Below are 14,637 nucleotides of genomic sequence, written 5' to 3' on the forward strand. Positions count from 1 at the left end.
CGCCGCTCTGGCCAAGGGCGCTGGGCGGGGATAGTCTGCCGGGCAAATCAGACAGGAGAGCTTTCATGACCCATCCGGTCGAGATCCGATTCACCGAGACAACAACCGAAGGGTTGGAGAGCCGCGCAGGTCGCGTCGCGCTGATCGTCGGCGAGGACGGAAAGCTGCCGCCGAAGATCCCGCGCAAGTCGCGCAATGCCATCAGCCGCGCCGCGGACTCACGCGATTTTCAGAAGCTCAAGCCGGGCGAGGCGATGACCCTGTCCTGGCCGACCGACTGGGAAGCCGAATCGGTGATGCTGGTCAAGCTGCCGCGCAAGGTCTCGGTGTCCGAGGCGCGCAAGGCGGGTGGCGCGATCGGCGCGGCGCTCGGCGATACCGAGATGCTGGTCATGGCGCACAACCATCCGCAGGCCGCCGAAATCGCGCTTGGGATCGCTCTCAGGGGATATGATTTCTCGGTCTACAAGACCCGCAAGAACGACGCTGACGGGGATGGCGAGGATGGTGCGGCCGGGGCCGCTGCCGGCACGCCTCCGCAATCGGTGCAGGCGCGGGGCGGCGCGCAGCCCGATGCGCTGCTGAACGATGCCGCGGGCGGCGAGACGGCGCGGGTTGCGGACGACCAAGAGGCGGAACAGCTCGATCCGAAGAAGGCCAGCGTCACCTTCATGTGCGCAAATCCCGAAGACCTGTCGCAGCAGGTCGGGGATCAGGCGGCGGTGGCGGAGGGCGTCTTCTTTACCCGCGACCTGGTCAACGAGCCCGCCAATATCCTCACCACCATCGATTTCGCCGACCGGCTGGCCGCGATGGAGGAAATCGGCCTGACCGTCGAGGTGCTGGACGAGGCCGAGCTGGAAAAGCTCGGGATGCGGGCGCTGCTGGCCGTGGGGCAGGGTTCGGAATCGCCTTCCAAGGTGGTGGTGATGCGCTGGGATGGGGGTGCCAAGGGCGAGGCGCCGGTGGCGCTTGTCGGCAAGGGCGTGGTCTTCGATACGGGCGGCATTTCGATCAAGCCCGCCGCCGGCATGGAAGAAATGACCATGGATATGGGCGGTGCGGGCGTCGTGGCCGGTGTGATGCGCACGCTCGCTTTGCGCCGGGCCAAGGCCAATGTCGTCGGTCTTGTCGGGCTGGTCGAGAACATGCCGGACGGGCGCGCGCAGCGTCCCGGCGACATCGTCCGGTCCATGAAAGGCGACACGATCGAGGTGATCAACACCGATGCCGAGGGGCGGCTGGTTCTGGCTGACGTGCTCTGGTACGCGCAGGACCGTTTCGAGCCCGCCGCGATCATCGACCTCGCCACGCTGACCGGGGCGGTGATTATCGCGCTGGGTCATGAACATGCGGGGATTTTCTCGAATGATGACGAATTGTCGAAATCGCTGCTGAAAGCCTCGGATGCAGAGGGTGAGGGTGCGTGGCGTCTTCCGCTTGCGCCGGCCTATGACAAGCAGCTGGAAAGCCGCCTGGCGGATATGAAGAATGTCGGCGGCCGCCCGGCGGGGTCGATTACCGCCGCGCAGTTCCTGCAGCGCTTCATCCGTGACGGACAGCCCTGGGCGCATATCGACATAGCCGGTGTCGCGCTGCCGCCGGGTGGCTCGGACCTGGCGCCGAAAGGGGCCTCTGGCTGGGGTGTGATGACGCTGAACCGTCTGATCCGCGATCAATACGAGGGCTGATCGCCGCGCCATGGGCAATGCGCTGTTTTACCACCTGACCCGCTCGACCGCCGAGCGCCTGCTGCCGCAGCTTCTGGGCAAGGCCGCATCGGCGGGCTGGCGGGTGGAATTGCGCGGGCAGGAGGCGACGCGGCTGACACAGCTCGACGAGGCGCTGTGGCTGGGCGAGGGCTTCCTGCCGCATGGGCTGGCAGGCGGTCCGCATGACGCCCGTCAGCCGGTATTGCTGCGCCCGTCGGATGCGCCGCCCGCCGCGAACAGCCCCGATTGTCTGATGGCGCTGGATGGGACAGAGATCGGCGCGGATGAGGCCGCGCGACTCGAACGGGTTTGCGTGATCTTCGACGGGAATGATCCGCAGGCTGTCGAACGGGCCCGCGAGCAATGGCGCAGCCTGACGGGGGCGGGGATCGCGGCTGAATACTGGTCCGAAGCGGGCGGCCGCTGGGAAAAGAAACGCTAGCGCTCCAGCACCATCACCTCGCCCTCGAAGCTGACGCGGGCAAAACGGCTGAGATAGCTCATCCCCAGCAGCGAGATATCCATCGGTGCATCCGTCACGCTGGCGGCGACGTCGCGGTCGGTGATGCCGCCGATCTCGATGCTGTCGATGCGGACCGGCGCGGCAAAGGCGGTGCCGTTCGCCGTGGCGACCATCTGGCTGTAGCTGAGCGTCTCGGGGTCCAGCCCGATGCGTTCGGCATCGGACGGGCTGAGCGCGATCTGGGTGGCACCGGTATCGACCATGAATTCGACCGCTTCGCCGTTCAGGCGCATGTCGATGTAGAAATGCCCGTCATCCTGCTTCGGCAACTCGATCCGCCCGCCATCGACGATCTGTCGGGGCGCGACATCGTTGCGAATATCCTCCCAAAGACCGAACCCGGCGATCAGCCCCAGAAAGATCAGCCCCCAGGCCAGCATCTGACGCAGCGACTTGCCCGGATTGGCCCGGAACTCGACGATCAGATAGCCGCCCAGGGCGATCAGCAGCAGCACGAAATAGGCGACGCGCGGGATTTCGTCACTCATGAATACAGCCCCGTTCCCCTGAGCCCGTCGATGATGAACTGCACCGAAAGCGCCGCCAGCAGCATCCCCAGCAGCCGCGTGACGACCATGGTCCCGGTCCGCCCGAGCACGCGCGACAATGGCCCGGCCAGCACGAAGAACAGCATGGCAAGCGCCAGTACCGACAGCATCACAAGCAGCACCATGATTGCGTGCAGCGTGCTCTGACCCTCGCCGACCAGCAGGATCATCGTCGCCAATGCGCCGGGACCGGCCAGAAGCGGCGTCGCCAGCGGGAACACCGAAGGATCGTTGTCGTTTTCGGCCGATTGCCCCTCGCGCCGTTCGGTGCGGCGCTCGAACAGCATGTCGAGCGCGGTGAGGAACAAAAGGATTCCTCCGGCGATCTGGAAGGCGGGCAGCGAGATGCCGACGAAATCCAGGATCGAATCGCCGGCCAGCCCGAACAGCGTCAACAGCACCGCGGCGATCGCGACCGCCCGCCAGCCGATCCGTCGGCGCTGCGCATCGCTCATCCCGTCGGTCAGGGCGATGAACAGCGGTGCCAGCCCGACCGGATCGATGACGACGAACAGCGTCACGAAGGCAGTGATGATCGCGGCGGGTTCCATGCCCCGCTTATGGACCAGCCCGGCTGCGCTGCCAAGCCGCGGCGGGCCGTGCCGCGGATCGGATGAAAACCCTGCAACGAGGCTTTGCAAATCGCCGCCGAAGGTCCTAGATGTGTTGCGTCATCGGGTCATCTCGGCCCGAGGAGGGAGCAAGACATGCTGAACAATATCGGCCTTCCCGGCCTTCTGCTGATCGCCGTCGTGGTGCTCGTCCTGTTCGGGCGCGGCAAGGTCTCTTCGCTCATGGGAGAGGTTGGCAAGGGCATCAGTTCGTTCAAGAAGGGCGTCAAGGAAGGCAGCGACGAGGTCGAGAATTCCGGCCGTGAGCTGACAGACGAGATGGACCGCGACCAGGCCCGCCGCGACGAGAAGCTGCGCGACGTGACCCCGCACCAGACCCCGGACGACAAGACCCGCATCTGAGTGCGGGAAGCGGTCCCGTGGTCTCGATCCTCGCGAAAGGCATCTGATGCTGGATATCGGCTGGACTGAGCTGCTGCTCATCGGCGTGGTTGCGCTGATCGTGGTCGGTCCGCGCGACCTGCCGCATATGTTCCGTGCCCTGGGCCGGATCACCGGCAAGGTGCGATCCATGGCGCGCGAGTTTTCCTCGGCCATGGAAGACGCTGCCCGCGATTCGGGCATCGACGAGGCGACGAAATCGCTGAATGAGATCCGCGATGTGACCTCGAAGCGCTCTCTGGGCGTGGACGCGCTGGATCGCGCCGCGTCGCGTTTCGAGAAATGGGACCCGAAGATCCCCTCTTCCCGCGCTGGGGCCAAACCGGATCCGGCAGCGGAAGCGCCGGTCGCGGGTGAGGGCGCCAGCCCGGCCTCTGCCGCGGTGTCGGCCAAGGCGCCGAGATCGCGGGCCGAAGCCAGTGGGCCGGCACCTGCTTCCACCGCGCGTCCGGCCGCCGCGACAGAGACACAGGACCATGAACCCGGTCAGCGCCGCCTGCATGCGGTCAGGCGCAGCGAGTCGAAGGAAGGCTGAGGTGAGTTCCAATACCGATCGCAGGGAAGATATCGATGACAGCTCGGCGCCGCTGATCGAGCATCTGGCAGAGCTGCGCACGCGGCTGATCTGGTCGGTGCTCGCCTTCGTCATCGCGATGGTGCTGTGCTATGCCGTCTGGAACCCGATCTATAATTTCCTCACCCGCCCGATCTGCGACGCGCTTGACAGCCGTGGTCAGGAATGTGGTCTTATCCTGCTGAAATTGCAGGAAGGTTTCTTCGTTGCCATCCAGATCAGCTTTCTGGGCGGCTTCATTCTCGCCTTCCCGATCATCGCCTTCCAGCTCTGGCGCTTCGTCGCGCCGGGTCTCTATCGCAGCGAGAAACAGGCGTTCCTGCCCTTTCTGATCGCCTCTCCGGCAATGTTCTTTCTTGGCGCGGCGTTCGCCTATTTCATCATTCTTCCAATGGCTTACGACTTCTTCCTCGGTTTTCAGCAGGGTCCGTTGAGCCTGCCGGAAGATGCCGAGGCCGGGCCATCCACGGCGATGGCGGGGATCGTGTTCCAGGGCTCGGTCAGCGAGTATCTTGCGCTGACGACGAAATTCATCCTCGCCTTCGGGCTGTCGTTCCAGCTCCCCGTGGCGCTGACGCTTCTGGGCAAAGCCGGGCTGGTCTCGTCCGAGGGGCTGAGCGGGATGCGCAAATATGCGCTGCTGCTGATTCTGGTGCTGGCGGCGATCGTGACGCCGCCGGACGTTGTCAGCCAGATCGTCCTGTTTACAGTGGTTTACGGGCTGTACGAGATATCGATCCAGCTCGTAAGGCGGATCGAGAAGCGCCGTGAAGACGATCTTCGGGCGCAGGGCCTTGCCGATGACGATGGCTGATCCCGACACGCTGACCCGCATCGCGGCGGCGCTGGAACGGCTGGCCCCGGCCCCCGCGCCCGCGCCCGATTTCGCCGGGGCTGACGCCTATATCTGGCACACCGATCCCGACCGGCTCGAGCCGGTGCCGCAGGTCAATCGCGTCGGGCTCGACCGTCTGGTCGGCATCGACCGCGCCCGCGACACGCTGCTGGCCAACACCTTGCAATTCGCCCGCGGCCACGCAGCGAATAACGCGCTGCTCTGGGGCGCGCGGGGGATGGGCAAATCCTCGCTGGTCAAGGCCGCTCATGCCGAGGCGGTGGCGCAGGGCCTGCCGCTGGTTCTCGTCGAGATCGCGCGTGAGGATCTGTCCAGCGTCGGCCGTCTGCTCGCTCTGCTTGGGGCTGCTGAAGACCGGCGTTTCCTGCTGTTTGCGGATGATCTGTCCTTCAGCCATGACGACACGCAGTATAAATCGCTCAAGGCGGTGCTGGATGGCGGTGTGGCGGGGCGGCCCGGCAATGTCATTCTCTACGCGACCTCGAACCGCCGCCACCTGATGCCGCGCGACATGATCGACAATGAGCGCTCGACCGCGATCCATCCCGGCGAGGCGGTTGAGGAAAAGGTCTCGCTGTCGGATCGTTTCGGGCTGTGGCTGGGATTTCATCCGTGCGGTCAGGACGAGTATCTGACCATGATCCGGGGTTATTGCGACGCCGCCGGGCTGGAGATCGACGACGAAACCCTGCGCGCCGAGGCGATCGAGTGGCAGGCCACGCGCGGCGCGCGTTCGGGCCGGGTGGCGTGGCAATTCTTCACCGATCTGGCGGGGCGTCACGGCATGGCCGTGTAAAGATTTCGGCTATTTTGTAAAATCTGCCTTCTTGTATCGCCTTGCGCTGCCATGTTGTTGTGGCATTGTTTTACAGATGAGCCAGGCCAGCCCCCCGCACCGCGTCTCTGCCGGCACCCGGATCCGCGAAAGACGGCTCTCGCTTGGCCGGGCGCAGGTCGATGTGGCGAAAGCTGCGGGGATTTCGCCGGCCTATCTGAATCTCATCGAACATGACCGCCGCAACCTGACCGACGCGCTGCGCGCGCGGCTTGCCGTCGCGCTCGACACCACCGAGGCCGAACTAGAGGCCGGACGGGCGCAGGCGCTACTGGGCATGCTGACCATCGCCGCGGCGGGTGAAGCCGCAGCAGGGCTTCCGGTCGAGATCGAACGGACCGCCGAATTCGCCGCTCGGCTTCCAGGATGGGCAGCGCTGCTGGCGGCCTTGTCGCAGCGCGACGACGCCAAGACCCGGCGTCTCGCCGATCTGTCGGACAGGATGACGCAGAACCCCTATCTGCTGGACACGCTGCATGAGGTCCTGTCGGCTGTGACCTCGCTGCGCTCCACCGCCTCGATCCTGGTGCAGGAGCCAGAGATGTCGGCGGAGTGGCGGGACCGGTTTCACGCCAATCTCGATCAGGACAGCCAGCGCCTGTCGGTGACATCGCAAGCGCTCGTCGCCTATCTCGACAGTTTCGAGGAAGATGCCGGGCTGATGACCCCGCAAGAAGAATTCGAGGCCTGGGTCGCCGAGGGCGACGGCCAGGTGCCGCCGGCATCGGATGCAGCGCGGGAGCTTGCGGAAACATGGCAACGTTCGGCTGCGGCAGATCGTGCCGCGCTTCCTGATACAGTCTTGGCGGACGGTTCCTCCGATCCGCTGGCGCTCGCAGCCGCGCATGGCCTGCCGCTGGATCTGGTCTTGCGCCGGATCGGCACCACCGAAGCTGATGCCGGTCTGATGATCTGTGACGGGGCGGGCGGGGTCATCTTTCGGCGCGCGGCGCGCGGGATGAGCCAGGCGCGCCCCGGCGATGCCTGCGCCATGCTGCCGATTTTCGAGGCTCTGGGCCAGCCCGGCACCCCCGTTGCGCGGCGGATCGAGACCGAGTCCGGCCAGCATTTTCACAGCCTCGCCATTGCCACGCGTCAGCATTCCGGTTCGCTCGCCGCGCCGGTTCTGAGCCGTGCAGTCATGTTGCTGCGTCCGGCGACGGAACCCGGCAGCGCCGCCGTGCCTGTCGGCCCAACATGCCGCATCTGCCCTCGCTCTGCCTGTCCGGCGCGGCGTGTGCCCTCGATTCTTCATGGTGAGACGGGCGCGCAGCCGCGTCTGCTTTGACAAGCGCCGCCTGCCTGCCTAATCGGAGTATTGGGGAGGCGGCGCGGAGCATGGCGTCAGAGACGGATATTCTGCTGATCGAGGATGAGCCCAACATCGCCGAGGCGGTGCGCTTTATCCTGTCACGTGATGGCTGGCGGCTGGCGCATTGGCCAGAAGGCAGCGCCGCGCTCGACCGGATTGCGGCGCTGCGGCCCCGGCTGGTCATTCTGGACGTGATGCTGCCCGCACGCTCGGGGCTCGAAGTGCTGGCGTCGCTTCGCGCCGATCCGAATCTCGCGGCGACGCCCGTGCTGGTGCTGACGGCAAGGGGCGGCGGCGGGCGCAACGGCGTTTCGGTCGAAGGCGCGGATCGATTTCTCGCCAAGCCCTTCGACAACGACGCGCTGCGCGACATGGTGCGCGAGATACTGGGCGCGCCGCAATGAGCCTGCCATCCGGCCGTCCGATCTTTCTCGAGCGCGGCGCCTATCGGCGGCGCCGGCTGAAGGATGCGGCGCGGCTGCTGCCGATCCTGACGCTGATCCTCCTGCTCGGGCCGGTGTGGCTGGCGCCCGCCCCGCTATCGGGGGCAGGCGGCACGGTCTGGCTGTTCTCGTTATGGCTGGCCGTGGTCATCGCCTCGCGGCTGCTGCATCGCCGCCTGTCCCGCGCCAGCCCGGAGGAGGCGCGCGGGGATGAGCTTTGACACGCTGGTCTTCGCCGCGCTGATCTATGTCGGCGTGCTGTTTGCCGTGGCCTGGGCGGCCGACCGCGCGGCGGCGCGGGGGCGCACCGGCTGGACCGACCGGCCGCTGGTTTATACGCTGTCGCTCTCGGTCTATTGCACGGCGTGGACGTTTTACGGGGCGGTCGGTTATGCCAGTCGCTCGGGGCTGGAATTTGCCACCATCTATCTGGGTCCGACCGTGGTGCTGGCGGGAAGCTGGTGGGGGTTGCGACGACTGGTGCGCGTCGCGCGCATGCACCGCGTCACCTCGGTGGCTGACCTGATCTCCGCCCGTTTCGGCAAATCCAACCCGCTCGCCGCGCTGATTACGCTGATCGCGCTCGTCGCCGCGACGCCCTATCTGGCGCTTCAGCTTGAATCCATTGCTCTGTCCTTTGCCGTGTTCGGCCCCGGAGACGCCTTGCCCGGCCCGCTGGATCTCTGGGTGGCGGCGGGGCTGGCCGTGTTCGCGATTCTGTTCGGCACCCGCAATCTCGCCGCCGATGAGCGCCATCATGGCGTGGTCATGGCCATTGCGGTCGAGGCGGTGGTCAAGCTGGTCGCCTTCGTGACGCTCGGCCTCTGGGTGGTCTGGGGGCTGGCGGGCGGTCCCGCAGAGGTGATCATGCGCATTGCCGAGCGCGCCGCGAGCCCCGATGCGGCAGGCTGGGTGCTGCGCCCGGATCGCTGGACGGCGCTGATCGCGGTTTCGGCGGCGGCGGTGCTGACATTGCCGCGCATGTTTCAGGTGCTGGTGATCGAGCCCGCCGACGAGGCGCCGCTGAACTCGGCCTCCTGGGCGTTTCCGGCCTATCTGCTGGGCATGTCGCTTTTCGTGCTGCCCATCGCCGTGATCGGGCGCGAGATGCTGCCCGCCGATGCGCCGCCCGATCTCTATGTGCTGCATCTGCCGCTTTCACAGGGCGCGGACGGGCTGGCGCTGCTTGTCTTTCTGGGCGGTTTCAGCAGTGCGACCTCGATGGTCATCATCAGCGCGATAGCCCTCGCGACGATGATTTCGAACCATCTGTTGGTGCCGCTGATCCTGGCCGCGCGCCGCCGCGCCGGCGCCGAGGAGGCCGCGCAGAGCGCCGATATTCGCGGTCCGCTGCTGGCGTCGCGGCGCATCGCCATACTGGGCGTCATCGGGCTGGGCGCGCTGTATCAGGCGGTCGGCGGCGGGCAGGCGCTGGCGGCGATGGGCACGGTGGCCTTTGTCGGGGTGGCCCAGCTATTGCCCGCCATGCTGGGCGGGCTGCTCTGGCGCGGGGCGACACGCAGGGGAGCCTATGCCGGCATCGTAGCCGGAGCTGCGGTGTGGTTTGCGCTGGTTTTCCTGCCCTCGCTGGGCCTCGCCCCGCTGATCGGGTTCGGCCCGGTCGATCCGCTGGCCGCGGCGGTGTTTCTCTCTCTCGGGCTGAATATTGCGTTATTCACCTCGGTCTCTCTGCTGACGCTGCCTGATCCGCAGGAACGGTTGCAGGCGCTGTCATTCGTCCATGCCGTCGCCCCCGAGGCCGCCACGGCCGAGACCCCGCCGCGTCCCGATGGCGCGGCCCGGTCCGAAGCGCTGCTGGCGCTGGCCCGGCGGGTCTGGGGCGGCGAGGAAGCGCTGCGCGTGTTCCGCGCCGAGGCCGAGCGGCAAGGGAAATCGGGCTTCCTGCCGGACGTGACCGCCGGGTTCCTGTCGCGTCTGGAACGGCGGCTGGCCGGCGCGGTCGGCACGGCGACGGCCCATGCCATGCTGGCCCAGGTCGGCGGTCAGCGCCCGACCACCATGGCGGAGCTGATGGCCGTGGCAGGCGAGGCGCAGCGCGCGCAGCAGCGTGCCCGCCAGCTCAAGGACGATTCGGATGAGCTCGCCCGCACCGCCCGCCGCCTTCAGGAAGCGAATGAGCGGCTGACCGCGCTGTCCGTGCAGAAGGATGCCTTTCTCAGCCAGATCAGCCATGAGCTGCGCACTCCGATGACATCGGTCCGGGCCTTTTCGGAACTGCTCCGGATGCCTGATATCCCCGATGAGGATCGTGCCCGCTTTGCCGGGATCATCCATGACGAGGCCTCGCGCCTGACCCGGCTGCTCGATGATCTTCTGGATCTGTCGGTTCTTGAAAGCGGGCGGGCGCGGCTGACGCTGGCGCCGGTCAATCTGCATGATCTGATCTCGCGCGCCATCGAAGCGAGCTCGGCGGCGGGAGAGGGGGCCGGTATGACCATCGACCGCGATCTGCCCGCCGAGCATGTGATGGTGATGACCGACCCCGACCGGCTGTTGCAGGTCTTGATTAACCTGATCGGCAACGCCCGCAAATACGCCCATGCCGAGCGGCCTTTGCTGAGCATTCGTGTCCATGCCCATGCGGCGGGCACGCGGATCGATATCCTGGATAACGGGCCCGGCATTCCGCCGGAACAACAGGATCTGATCTTCGAGAAATTCTCGCGGCTGACCGATTCGGCGAGCGCCGGCGGCGCCGGGCTTGGGCTGGCGATCTCGCGCGAGGTGATGCAGGCGCTTGGCGGGGCGATCACCTATCTTCCGGGTCATGACGGTGCGGCTTTCCGGCTGGAACTGCCGCGCCGGCCTCCGGGTCTGGGAGAGACACCGGCCGCCGATGCAGAGCCGGCATAAACGGAATCTCAATCTCTGGCGCGGATGCTGACGCCGGGCAGAGTTGATTCGGGCAGGATATGGCGAAGGCGGCGGTCGATATGGCGGCGGGTCGGACACAGGCGCGGGATGGGGGCGGGGCGACGGCGGTTCTGACCGCTTATCTCGCGCGCAGGCGCGGCCATGCCTCGGACGCGCCGCCCCGCGCCGCTGTGCCGCGCCCGACCCCGGAACGCGCTGTCTCTACCGCCGTGGGCCGGGCCGCGCAGCAGATTTGCGGCCTGCCCGTGTTTCCGACCGCGATGCGCATCGGTCCCGCAGTGCTGGCCGAATTGCCCGAGCTTCTGCCGGAACATGCGCTGATTCTCGCTGTCGAAAGCGGCGATGGCGCGCTGGGAGTGGTCGCGCTATGTCCCGCCTTTCTCGCCTCGGTGATCGAGATGCAGTCGCTCGGCCAGGTCTCTCATCGCCCGCCGCGCGAACGTCGACCGACGCGGACCGATGCCGCGATCTGCGCCGATCTGGTGAATGTGATCCTGTCCGAGCTTGCGGGCGAACTTGGCGCGCTGCACCACGGCGCCGCAGCCGAGCGTTTCCGCTTCGCCAGCTTTATCGAGGACCCCAAACCGCTCGAGCTGATGCTCGAAGATATGCCTTATTGCGCCTATCGTTTCGACACGCGGCTGGGACAGGGCGGCGGCAGAGAGGCACATTTGCTGATCTTTCTGCCCGACCGCGACTGTCGGGCGGCGACGGGTCGAAGCGGTGCGACAAGCGATGCGGCTTTTGACGACCGGCACGCGTCCGGGCCGGGGGCGGGGTCGCGCGCGACGATCCGAGGCGCTGCCCACCCGATGAGCCTCCATGAGGCGGTGCGCGGCGTCCCGATCCTTCTCGATGCGGTGCTCTGCCGCAGGCGGATTTCGTTGCGCGCGCTGAAGGCGCTGTCGCCCGGCGATACGCTCAGCCTGCCGCATGATGCCATGTCCAGCGTCCGCCTGCGGGTGCCGGGCGGTCCGGTCGTGGCGCGCGGCAAGCTGGGCACGCTGCATGGGCAGCGCGCCATCCGGCTCAGCCTTCCGCCCGGCGCGCAGCGGGTTTCCGCGTTGGCCGCCGGGCGCGGTCCCGACCCGCTTTTCGCCGATCTCGGCACATCGGATGCGCAGACGCTTCCCGATGGGTCTGGCGGCAATGTCTTCTCTGCCAGCGGCGAGGTCGAGCCGGAACCGCCCATCGCCGATATCGCCGCGCCCGATCCGTTTCGGGCGGCTTCTGATGGTGGCCCGCCGGCCGGGACCTCTGGGGCTGACGATGATCCCGGCGCACTCCCGATGAATCTTATCATCGACTGAGCGGGCTCGGGGCTGCGGTTTCAGCGCAGGGATGACCGGCGCGGCGCGGCCAAAGGCAAGCTGCCGGATCGCTGCGGTGTCGTGGCCGAATGCCGATCGGCCCGTCGCAAATGTGCCAAAGGCCGCGCGCGTCCGGTCATCGACGAAACCGCGCCGCTTTTGTCACGTTCATGTCGTCAAAGCGCCAAATTCCGCTTTTGCCCTTGAAAAGCAGCGGTTACGGACGCATTTATCGCTCGCCCGCGATTTCCAGCGGGCAAGCTGTCTAGGAGTGACCATGGCCAAGGAAGAAATGCTCGAATTCCCCGGCGTCGTGAAGGAACTCCTGCCGAATGCGACGTTCAGGGTCGAGCTGGAAAACGGCCATGAGATCATTGCGCATATGGCAGGGAAGATGCGGAAGAACCGCATCCGCGTTCTCGCCGGCGACAAGGTGCAGGTGGAAATGAACACCTATGATCTGACCAAGGGCCGGATCAACTATCGCTTCAAGTGACCGCGACGCCGCGCGGCGCGTCCGCGCGACGGCACGCTTTCGGGCGGCGGGCGCGGTTTCCCTCCGCCGCAATTCGCGCTAGGCCGCGTCGATGAACAAGCCTGTCCGCCGATGATTCCCGCCGCGCCTCCGCGCCTCATTCTCGGCTCCGCGAGCCCGCGCCGCCTCGATCTGCTTGCCCAGATCGGCGTCGTCCCCGATGAGATCCGCCCTGCGGATATCGACGAAACACCGCGGCGCAACGAAAAACCGCGCGATTATGTCCGGCGCATTGCGGCGGAAAAGGCGCGCGCCGTGCCTGCTGCGACGGGCGAGATCGTGCTTGCGGCGGATACGACGGTCACGGCGGGGCGGCGCATTCTCGGCAAGCCGTCCGATGCAGAAGAGGCCCGCGCCATGCTGCGGCTGCTTTCGGGACGCCGCCACCGCGTGCTGACGGCACTGACCCTGCGGCGCGATGCCCGGGAATGGTCCCGGCTGGTCGAAACCGTCGTGCGGCTGCGCTCGCTGAGCGAGGCCGAGATCACCGGCTATCTCGACAGCGGCGAATGGCAGGGCAAGGCGGGCGGCTATGCGATCCAGGGCCGCGCCGGGGCGTTCGTCGCCTGGATCAGCGGCTCCTTCAGCGCCGTGGTCGGTCTGCCTCTGGCCGAAACCGCCACGCTGCTGGCGGCCGCGCGCCAGCGTCAACCCATCGAGGAGGAGACCAGATGAAAGGCCGTCAGATCATTATCGGAGCGCTGTTCGGGCGCGAGGCCGCGGCGCTGTTCGAAGATGGCCGGCTCGAAGATCTCGCGCTCGATCCGGGCGACGCGGTAGCGTTCGCGCCGGGCGCGATTCTGCGCGGCAAGGTCAACCGGCTGGTGAAAGGGCAGGGCGGCGTTTTCGTGACTCTGCCCGATGGCGCCAATGGCTATCTGCGCGACCGTTCGAGGCTGCGCGAGGGCCAGCCGGTTCTGGTTCAGGTCAGCGGCGTGGCAGAGCCCGGCAAGGCGGTGCCGCTCAGCACACGGCTGCTTTTGCGGGGACGCTTCGGCATCGTGACGCCGGGCGTGCCGGGGGTGAATGTCTCGCGCGCGATCCACGACCCGGACCGGCGCGCTGGCTTGGAGGCGCTGGGCGCAGAGGTGATCCCCGATGAGGGCACCGGCCTGATCCTGCGCAGCGCCGCGGCCGATGCCGATGATGCCGAGATCCGGGCCGAGCTGGAACAGCTCGTCAGTATCGACACGTCCATGTCGGGCGACGAGGCCGGCCCGCCCGAGCTGCTGCTCGACGCGCCCAGCCCGACCGAGACCGCCTGGCGCGACTGGGCCGAGCCGCCGCCGGATTCGGTCGAGGAAATCGCCGAGCTTCCCGACCATGCCGCCGACGCCGTCCGCGCGCTGTTGTCTCCGCGCGTCGATCTGCCCGGTGGGGCCTTCGCGATGATCGAGCCGACGCGCGCGCTTGTTGCCATCGACGTGAATACCGGCCCCGATCACAGCCCCGCTGCGGGGCTGAAAGCCAATATCGCGCTCGCCCGCGATCTGCCGCGCCAGCTGCGCCTGCGCGGGCTTGGCGGGCAGGTGGTGATCGACTTCGCGCCGATCTCCAAGCGCGAGCGCGGGACGCTGGAGCAGGAGATGAGAAAGGCGTTCCGCCGCGATGGGCGGGACGCGGTTCTGACCGGCTGGACGTCGCTGGGATTGTTTGAAATGACCCGCAAGCGCGACCGCGCAGCCTTGTCCCGACTGCTCAAGGAGGAGCCATGAGCCGCTGCCCGATATGCCAGAAACCTTCGGTCGAAGCCTATCGCCCGTTCTGCTCGAAGCGCTGTGCCGATGTCGATCTGGCACATTGGCTGCGAGGCGACTACGCCATCCCGGGCGAGCCCGCGCAACCCGATCTGCCGGAGCGCGAGGAATGATGTTTTTGGGTCTGGACACCGCATCCGGCCTTGCGTAAACACGCCCCACCTCAGCCAAGGCTGACGTGCCCGGATAGCTCAGTTGGTAGAGCAGCGGATTGAAAATCCGCGTGTCGGTGGTTCGAATCCGCCTCCGGGCACCACTAATTTCCATTTGGAATTTGACCTCGCCAGCGCCGTTCACCGGTTGATCCAGGCCGGTGAAATCGAA

The 14,637-nt window shown here is 67.0% G+C and carries 17 protein-coding genes and 1 tRNA gene; 16 read left to right on the forward strand and 2 right to left on the reverse strand.

The genetic code is table 11. The features are described 5' to 3' along the window. Positions 1–65: 65 nt before the first annotated feature. Entirely contained in the window at positions 66–1,691 is a 1,626-nt protein-coding gene (locus PAF18_RS02445) for a leucyl aminopeptidase (RefSeq protein ID WP_271117060.1), read from the forward strand. Positions 1,692–1,701: 10 nt separating this feature from the next. Further along, on the forward strand, positions 1,702–2,154 hold the full coding sequence (locus PAF18_RS02450) for a DNA polymerase III subunit chi (RefSeq protein ID WP_271117061.1): 453 nt from the start codon (positions 1,702–1,704) through the stop codon (positions 2,152–2,154). On the opposite strand, the gene PAF18_RS02455 is transcribed toward PAF18_RS02450, so the two are convergent. Together PAF18_RS02455 and PAF18_RS02460 are read right to left on the reverse strand one after the other, a co-directional pair. Further along, positions 2,151–2,723, reverse strand: a complete 573-nt coding sequence (locus PAF18_RS02455) for a retropepsin-like aspartic protease family protein (protein WP_271117062.1) — start codon at positions 2,721–2,723, stop codon at positions 2,151–2,153. The two genes, PAF18_RS02450 and PAF18_RS02455, sit on opposite strands and share 4 nt — an antisense overlap. Then, on the reverse strand, positions 2,720–3,334 hold the full coding sequence (locus tag PAF18_RS02460) for a MarC family protein (protein WP_271118034.1): 615 nt from the start codon (positions 3,332–3,334) through the stop codon (positions 2,720–2,722). The genes PAF18_RS02455 and PAF18_RS02460 overlap by 4 nt, the downstream gene beginning before the upstream one ends. Before the next feature lie 156 nt (positions 3,335–3,490). On the opposite strand from PAF18_RS02460, the gene PAF18_RS02465 reads away from it, so the two are divergent. From PAF18_RS02465 to PAF18_RS02530, 14 genes are all read left to right on the forward strand, one after another. Next, positions 3,491–3,757 (forward strand): twin-arginine translocase TatA/TatE family subunit, encoded by a 267-nt coding sequence (locus PAF18_RS02465; RefSeq protein WP_271117063.1) that lies wholly within the window; start codon positions 3,491–3,493, stop codon positions 3,755–3,757. Positions 3,758–3,803: 46 nt separating this feature from the next. Continuing rightward, a complete protein-coding gene (gene tatB / locus PAF18_RS02470) occupies positions 3,804–4,331 on the forward strand; it encodes a Sec-independent protein translocase protein TatB (protein WP_271117064.1) in 528 nt (175 codons plus the stop codon). A 1-nt stretch (position 4,332) separates the two neighbouring features. Continuing rightward, positions 4,333–5,184, forward strand: a complete 852-nt coding sequence (gene tatC, locus PAF18_RS02475) for a twin-arginine translocase subunit TatC (protein ID WP_271117065.1) — start codon at positions 4,333–4,335, stop codon at positions 5,182–5,184. Next, a complete protein-coding gene (locus tag PAF18_RS02480) occupies positions 5,177–6,022 on the forward strand; it encodes an ATP-binding protein (protein ID WP_271118035.1) in 846 nt (281 codons plus the stop codon). The genes tatC and PAF18_RS02480 overlap by 8 nt, the downstream gene beginning before the upstream one ends. A 76-nt stretch (positions 6,023–6,098) precedes the next feature. Further along, complete coding sequence (locus PAF18_RS02485; protein ID WP_271117066.1) at positions 6,099–7,349, forward strand: short-chain fatty acyl-CoA regulator family protein; 1,251 nt, start codon at positions 6,099–6,101, stop codon at positions 7,347–7,349. 50 nt (positions 7,350–7,399) lie between these two features. Beyond that, positions 7,400–7,777, forward strand: a complete 378-nt coding sequence (locus tag PAF18_RS02490; RefSeq protein ID WP_271117067.1) for a response regulator transcription factor — start codon at positions 7,400–7,402, stop codon at positions 7,775–7,777. Further along, positions 7,774–8,037 (forward strand): hypothetical protein, encoded by a 264-nt coding sequence (locus PAF18_RS02495; protein WP_271117068.1) that lies wholly within the window; start codon positions 7,774–7,776, stop codon positions 8,035–8,037. Before PAF18_RS02490 ends, PAF18_RS02495 begins: the two co-directional genes overlap by 4 nt. Further along, on the forward strand, positions 8,027–10,690 hold the full coding sequence (locus PAF18_RS02500; protein WP_271117069.1) for an ATP-binding protein: 2,664 nt from the start codon (positions 8,027–8,029) through the stop codon (positions 10,688–10,690). The genes PAF18_RS02495 and PAF18_RS02500 overlap by 11 nt, the downstream gene beginning before the upstream one ends. Positions 10,691–10,749: 59 nt before the next feature. Further along, the gene (locus PAF18_RS02505; protein ID WP_271117070.1) at positions 10,750–12,021 is read left to right on the forward strand and encodes a FliM/FliN family flagellar motor C-terminal domain-containing protein; all 1,272 of its coding nucleotides are present in this window, start codon (positions 10,750–10,752) and stop codon (positions 12,019–12,021) included. A gap of 277 nt (positions 12,022–12,298) precedes the next feature. Then, positions 12,299–12,517 carry a translation initiation factor IF-1 gene (gene infA, locus PAF18_RS02510; protein WP_010397442.1) on the forward strand — a complete coding sequence of 73 codons (219 nt, stop codon included), beginning with the start codon at positions 12,299–12,301 and terminating at the stop codon, positions 12,515–12,517. A gap of 111 nt (positions 12,518–12,628) precedes the next feature. Beyond that, positions 12,629–13,231 carry a Maf family protein gene (locus tag PAF18_RS02515; protein WP_271117071.1) on the forward strand — a complete coding sequence of 201 codons (603 nt, stop codon included), beginning with the start codon at positions 12,629–12,631 and terminating at the stop codon, positions 13,229–13,231. Continuing rightward, positions 13,228–14,271, forward strand: a complete 1,044-nt coding sequence (locus tag PAF18_RS02520) for a ribonuclease E/G (protein WP_271117072.1) — start codon at positions 13,228–13,230, stop codon at positions 14,269–14,271. The genes PAF18_RS02515 and PAF18_RS02520 overlap by 4 nt, the downstream gene beginning before the upstream one ends. Further along, the gene (locus PAF18_RS02525; RefSeq protein ID WP_271117073.1) at positions 14,268–14,426 is read left to right on the forward strand and encodes a DNA gyrase inhibitor YacG; all 159 of its coding nucleotides are present in this window, start codon (positions 14,268–14,270) and stop codon (positions 14,424–14,426) included. The genes PAF18_RS02520 and PAF18_RS02525 overlap by 4 nt, the downstream gene beginning before the upstream one ends. A 67-nt stretch (positions 14,427–14,493) precedes the next feature. Continuing rightward, positions 14,494–14,569, forward strand: a tRNA-Phe gene (locus PAF18_RS02530). Positions 14,570–14,637: the final 68 nt, after the last annotated feature.

The organism is Paracoccus sediminicola (genome assembly GCF_027912835.1).
GTDB classification, from domain to species: domain Bacteria; phylum Pseudomonadota; class Alphaproteobacteria; order Rhodobacterales; family Rhodobacteraceae; genus Paracoccus; species Paracoccus sediminicola.

Coding starts and splice junctions, on each gene's coding strand:
- PAF18_RS02455 (WP_271117062.1), bottom strand. CDS start 2,723: ATGAGTGACGAAATCCCGCGCGTCGCCTATTTCGTGCTGCTGCTGATC.
- PAF18_RS02490 (WP_271117067.1), top strand. CDS start 7,400: ATGGCGTCAGAGACGGATATTCTGCTGATCGAGGATGAGCCCAACATC.
- PAF18_RS02525 (WP_271117073.1), top strand. CDS start 14,268: ATGAGCCGCTGCCCGATATGCCAGAAACCTTCGGTCGAAGCCTATCGC.
- PAF18_RS02485 (WP_271117066.1), top strand. CDS start 6,099: ATGAGCCAGGCCAGCCCCCCGCACCGCGTCTCTGCCGGCACCCGGATC.
- PAF18_RS02520 (WP_271117072.1), top strand. CDS start 13,228: ATGAAAGGCCGTCAGATCATTATCGGAGCGCTGTTCGGGCGCGAGGCC.
- PAF18_RS02495 (WP_271117068.1), top strand. CDS start 7,774: ATGAGCCTGCCATCCGGCCGTCCGATCTTTCTCGAGCGCGGCGCCTAT.
- PAF18_RS02505 (WP_271117070.1), top strand. CDS start 10,750: ATGGCGAAGGCGGCGGTCGATATGGCGGCGGGTCGGACACAGGCGCGG.
- PAF18_RS02465 (WP_271117063.1), top strand. CDS start 3,491: ATGCTGAACAATATCGGCCTTCCCGGCCTTCTGCTGATCGCCGTCGTG.
- PAF18_RS02445 (WP_271117060.1), top strand. CDS start 66: ATGACCCATCCGGTCGAGATCCGATTCACCGAGACAACAACCGAAGGG.
- PAF18_RS02480 (WP_271118035.1), top strand. CDS start 5,177: ATGGCTGATCCCGACACGCTGACCCGCATCGCGGCGGCGCTGGAACGG.
- PAF18_RS02450 (WP_271117061.1), top strand. CDS start 1,702: ATGGGCAATGCGCTGTTTTACCACCTGACCCGCTCGACCGCCGAGCGC.
- PAF18_RS02460 (WP_271118034.1), bottom strand. CDS start 3,334: ATGGAACCCGCCGCGATCATCACTGCCTTCGTGACGCTGTTCGTCGTC.
- PAF18_RS02500 (WP_271117069.1), top strand. CDS start 8,027: ATGAGCTTTGACACGCTGGTCTTCGCCGCGCTGATCTATGTCGGCGTG.
- tatB (WP_271117064.1), top strand. CDS start 3,804: ATGCTGGATATCGGCTGGACTGAGCTGCTGCTCATCGGCGTGGTTGCG.
- infA (WP_010397442.1), top strand. CDS start 12,299: ATGGCCAAGGAAGAAATGCTCGAATTCCCCGGCGTCGTGAAGGAACTC.
- PAF18_RS02515 (WP_271117071.1), top strand. CDS start 12,629: ATGATTCCCGCCGCGCCTCCGCGCCTCATTCTCGGCTCCGCGAGCCCG.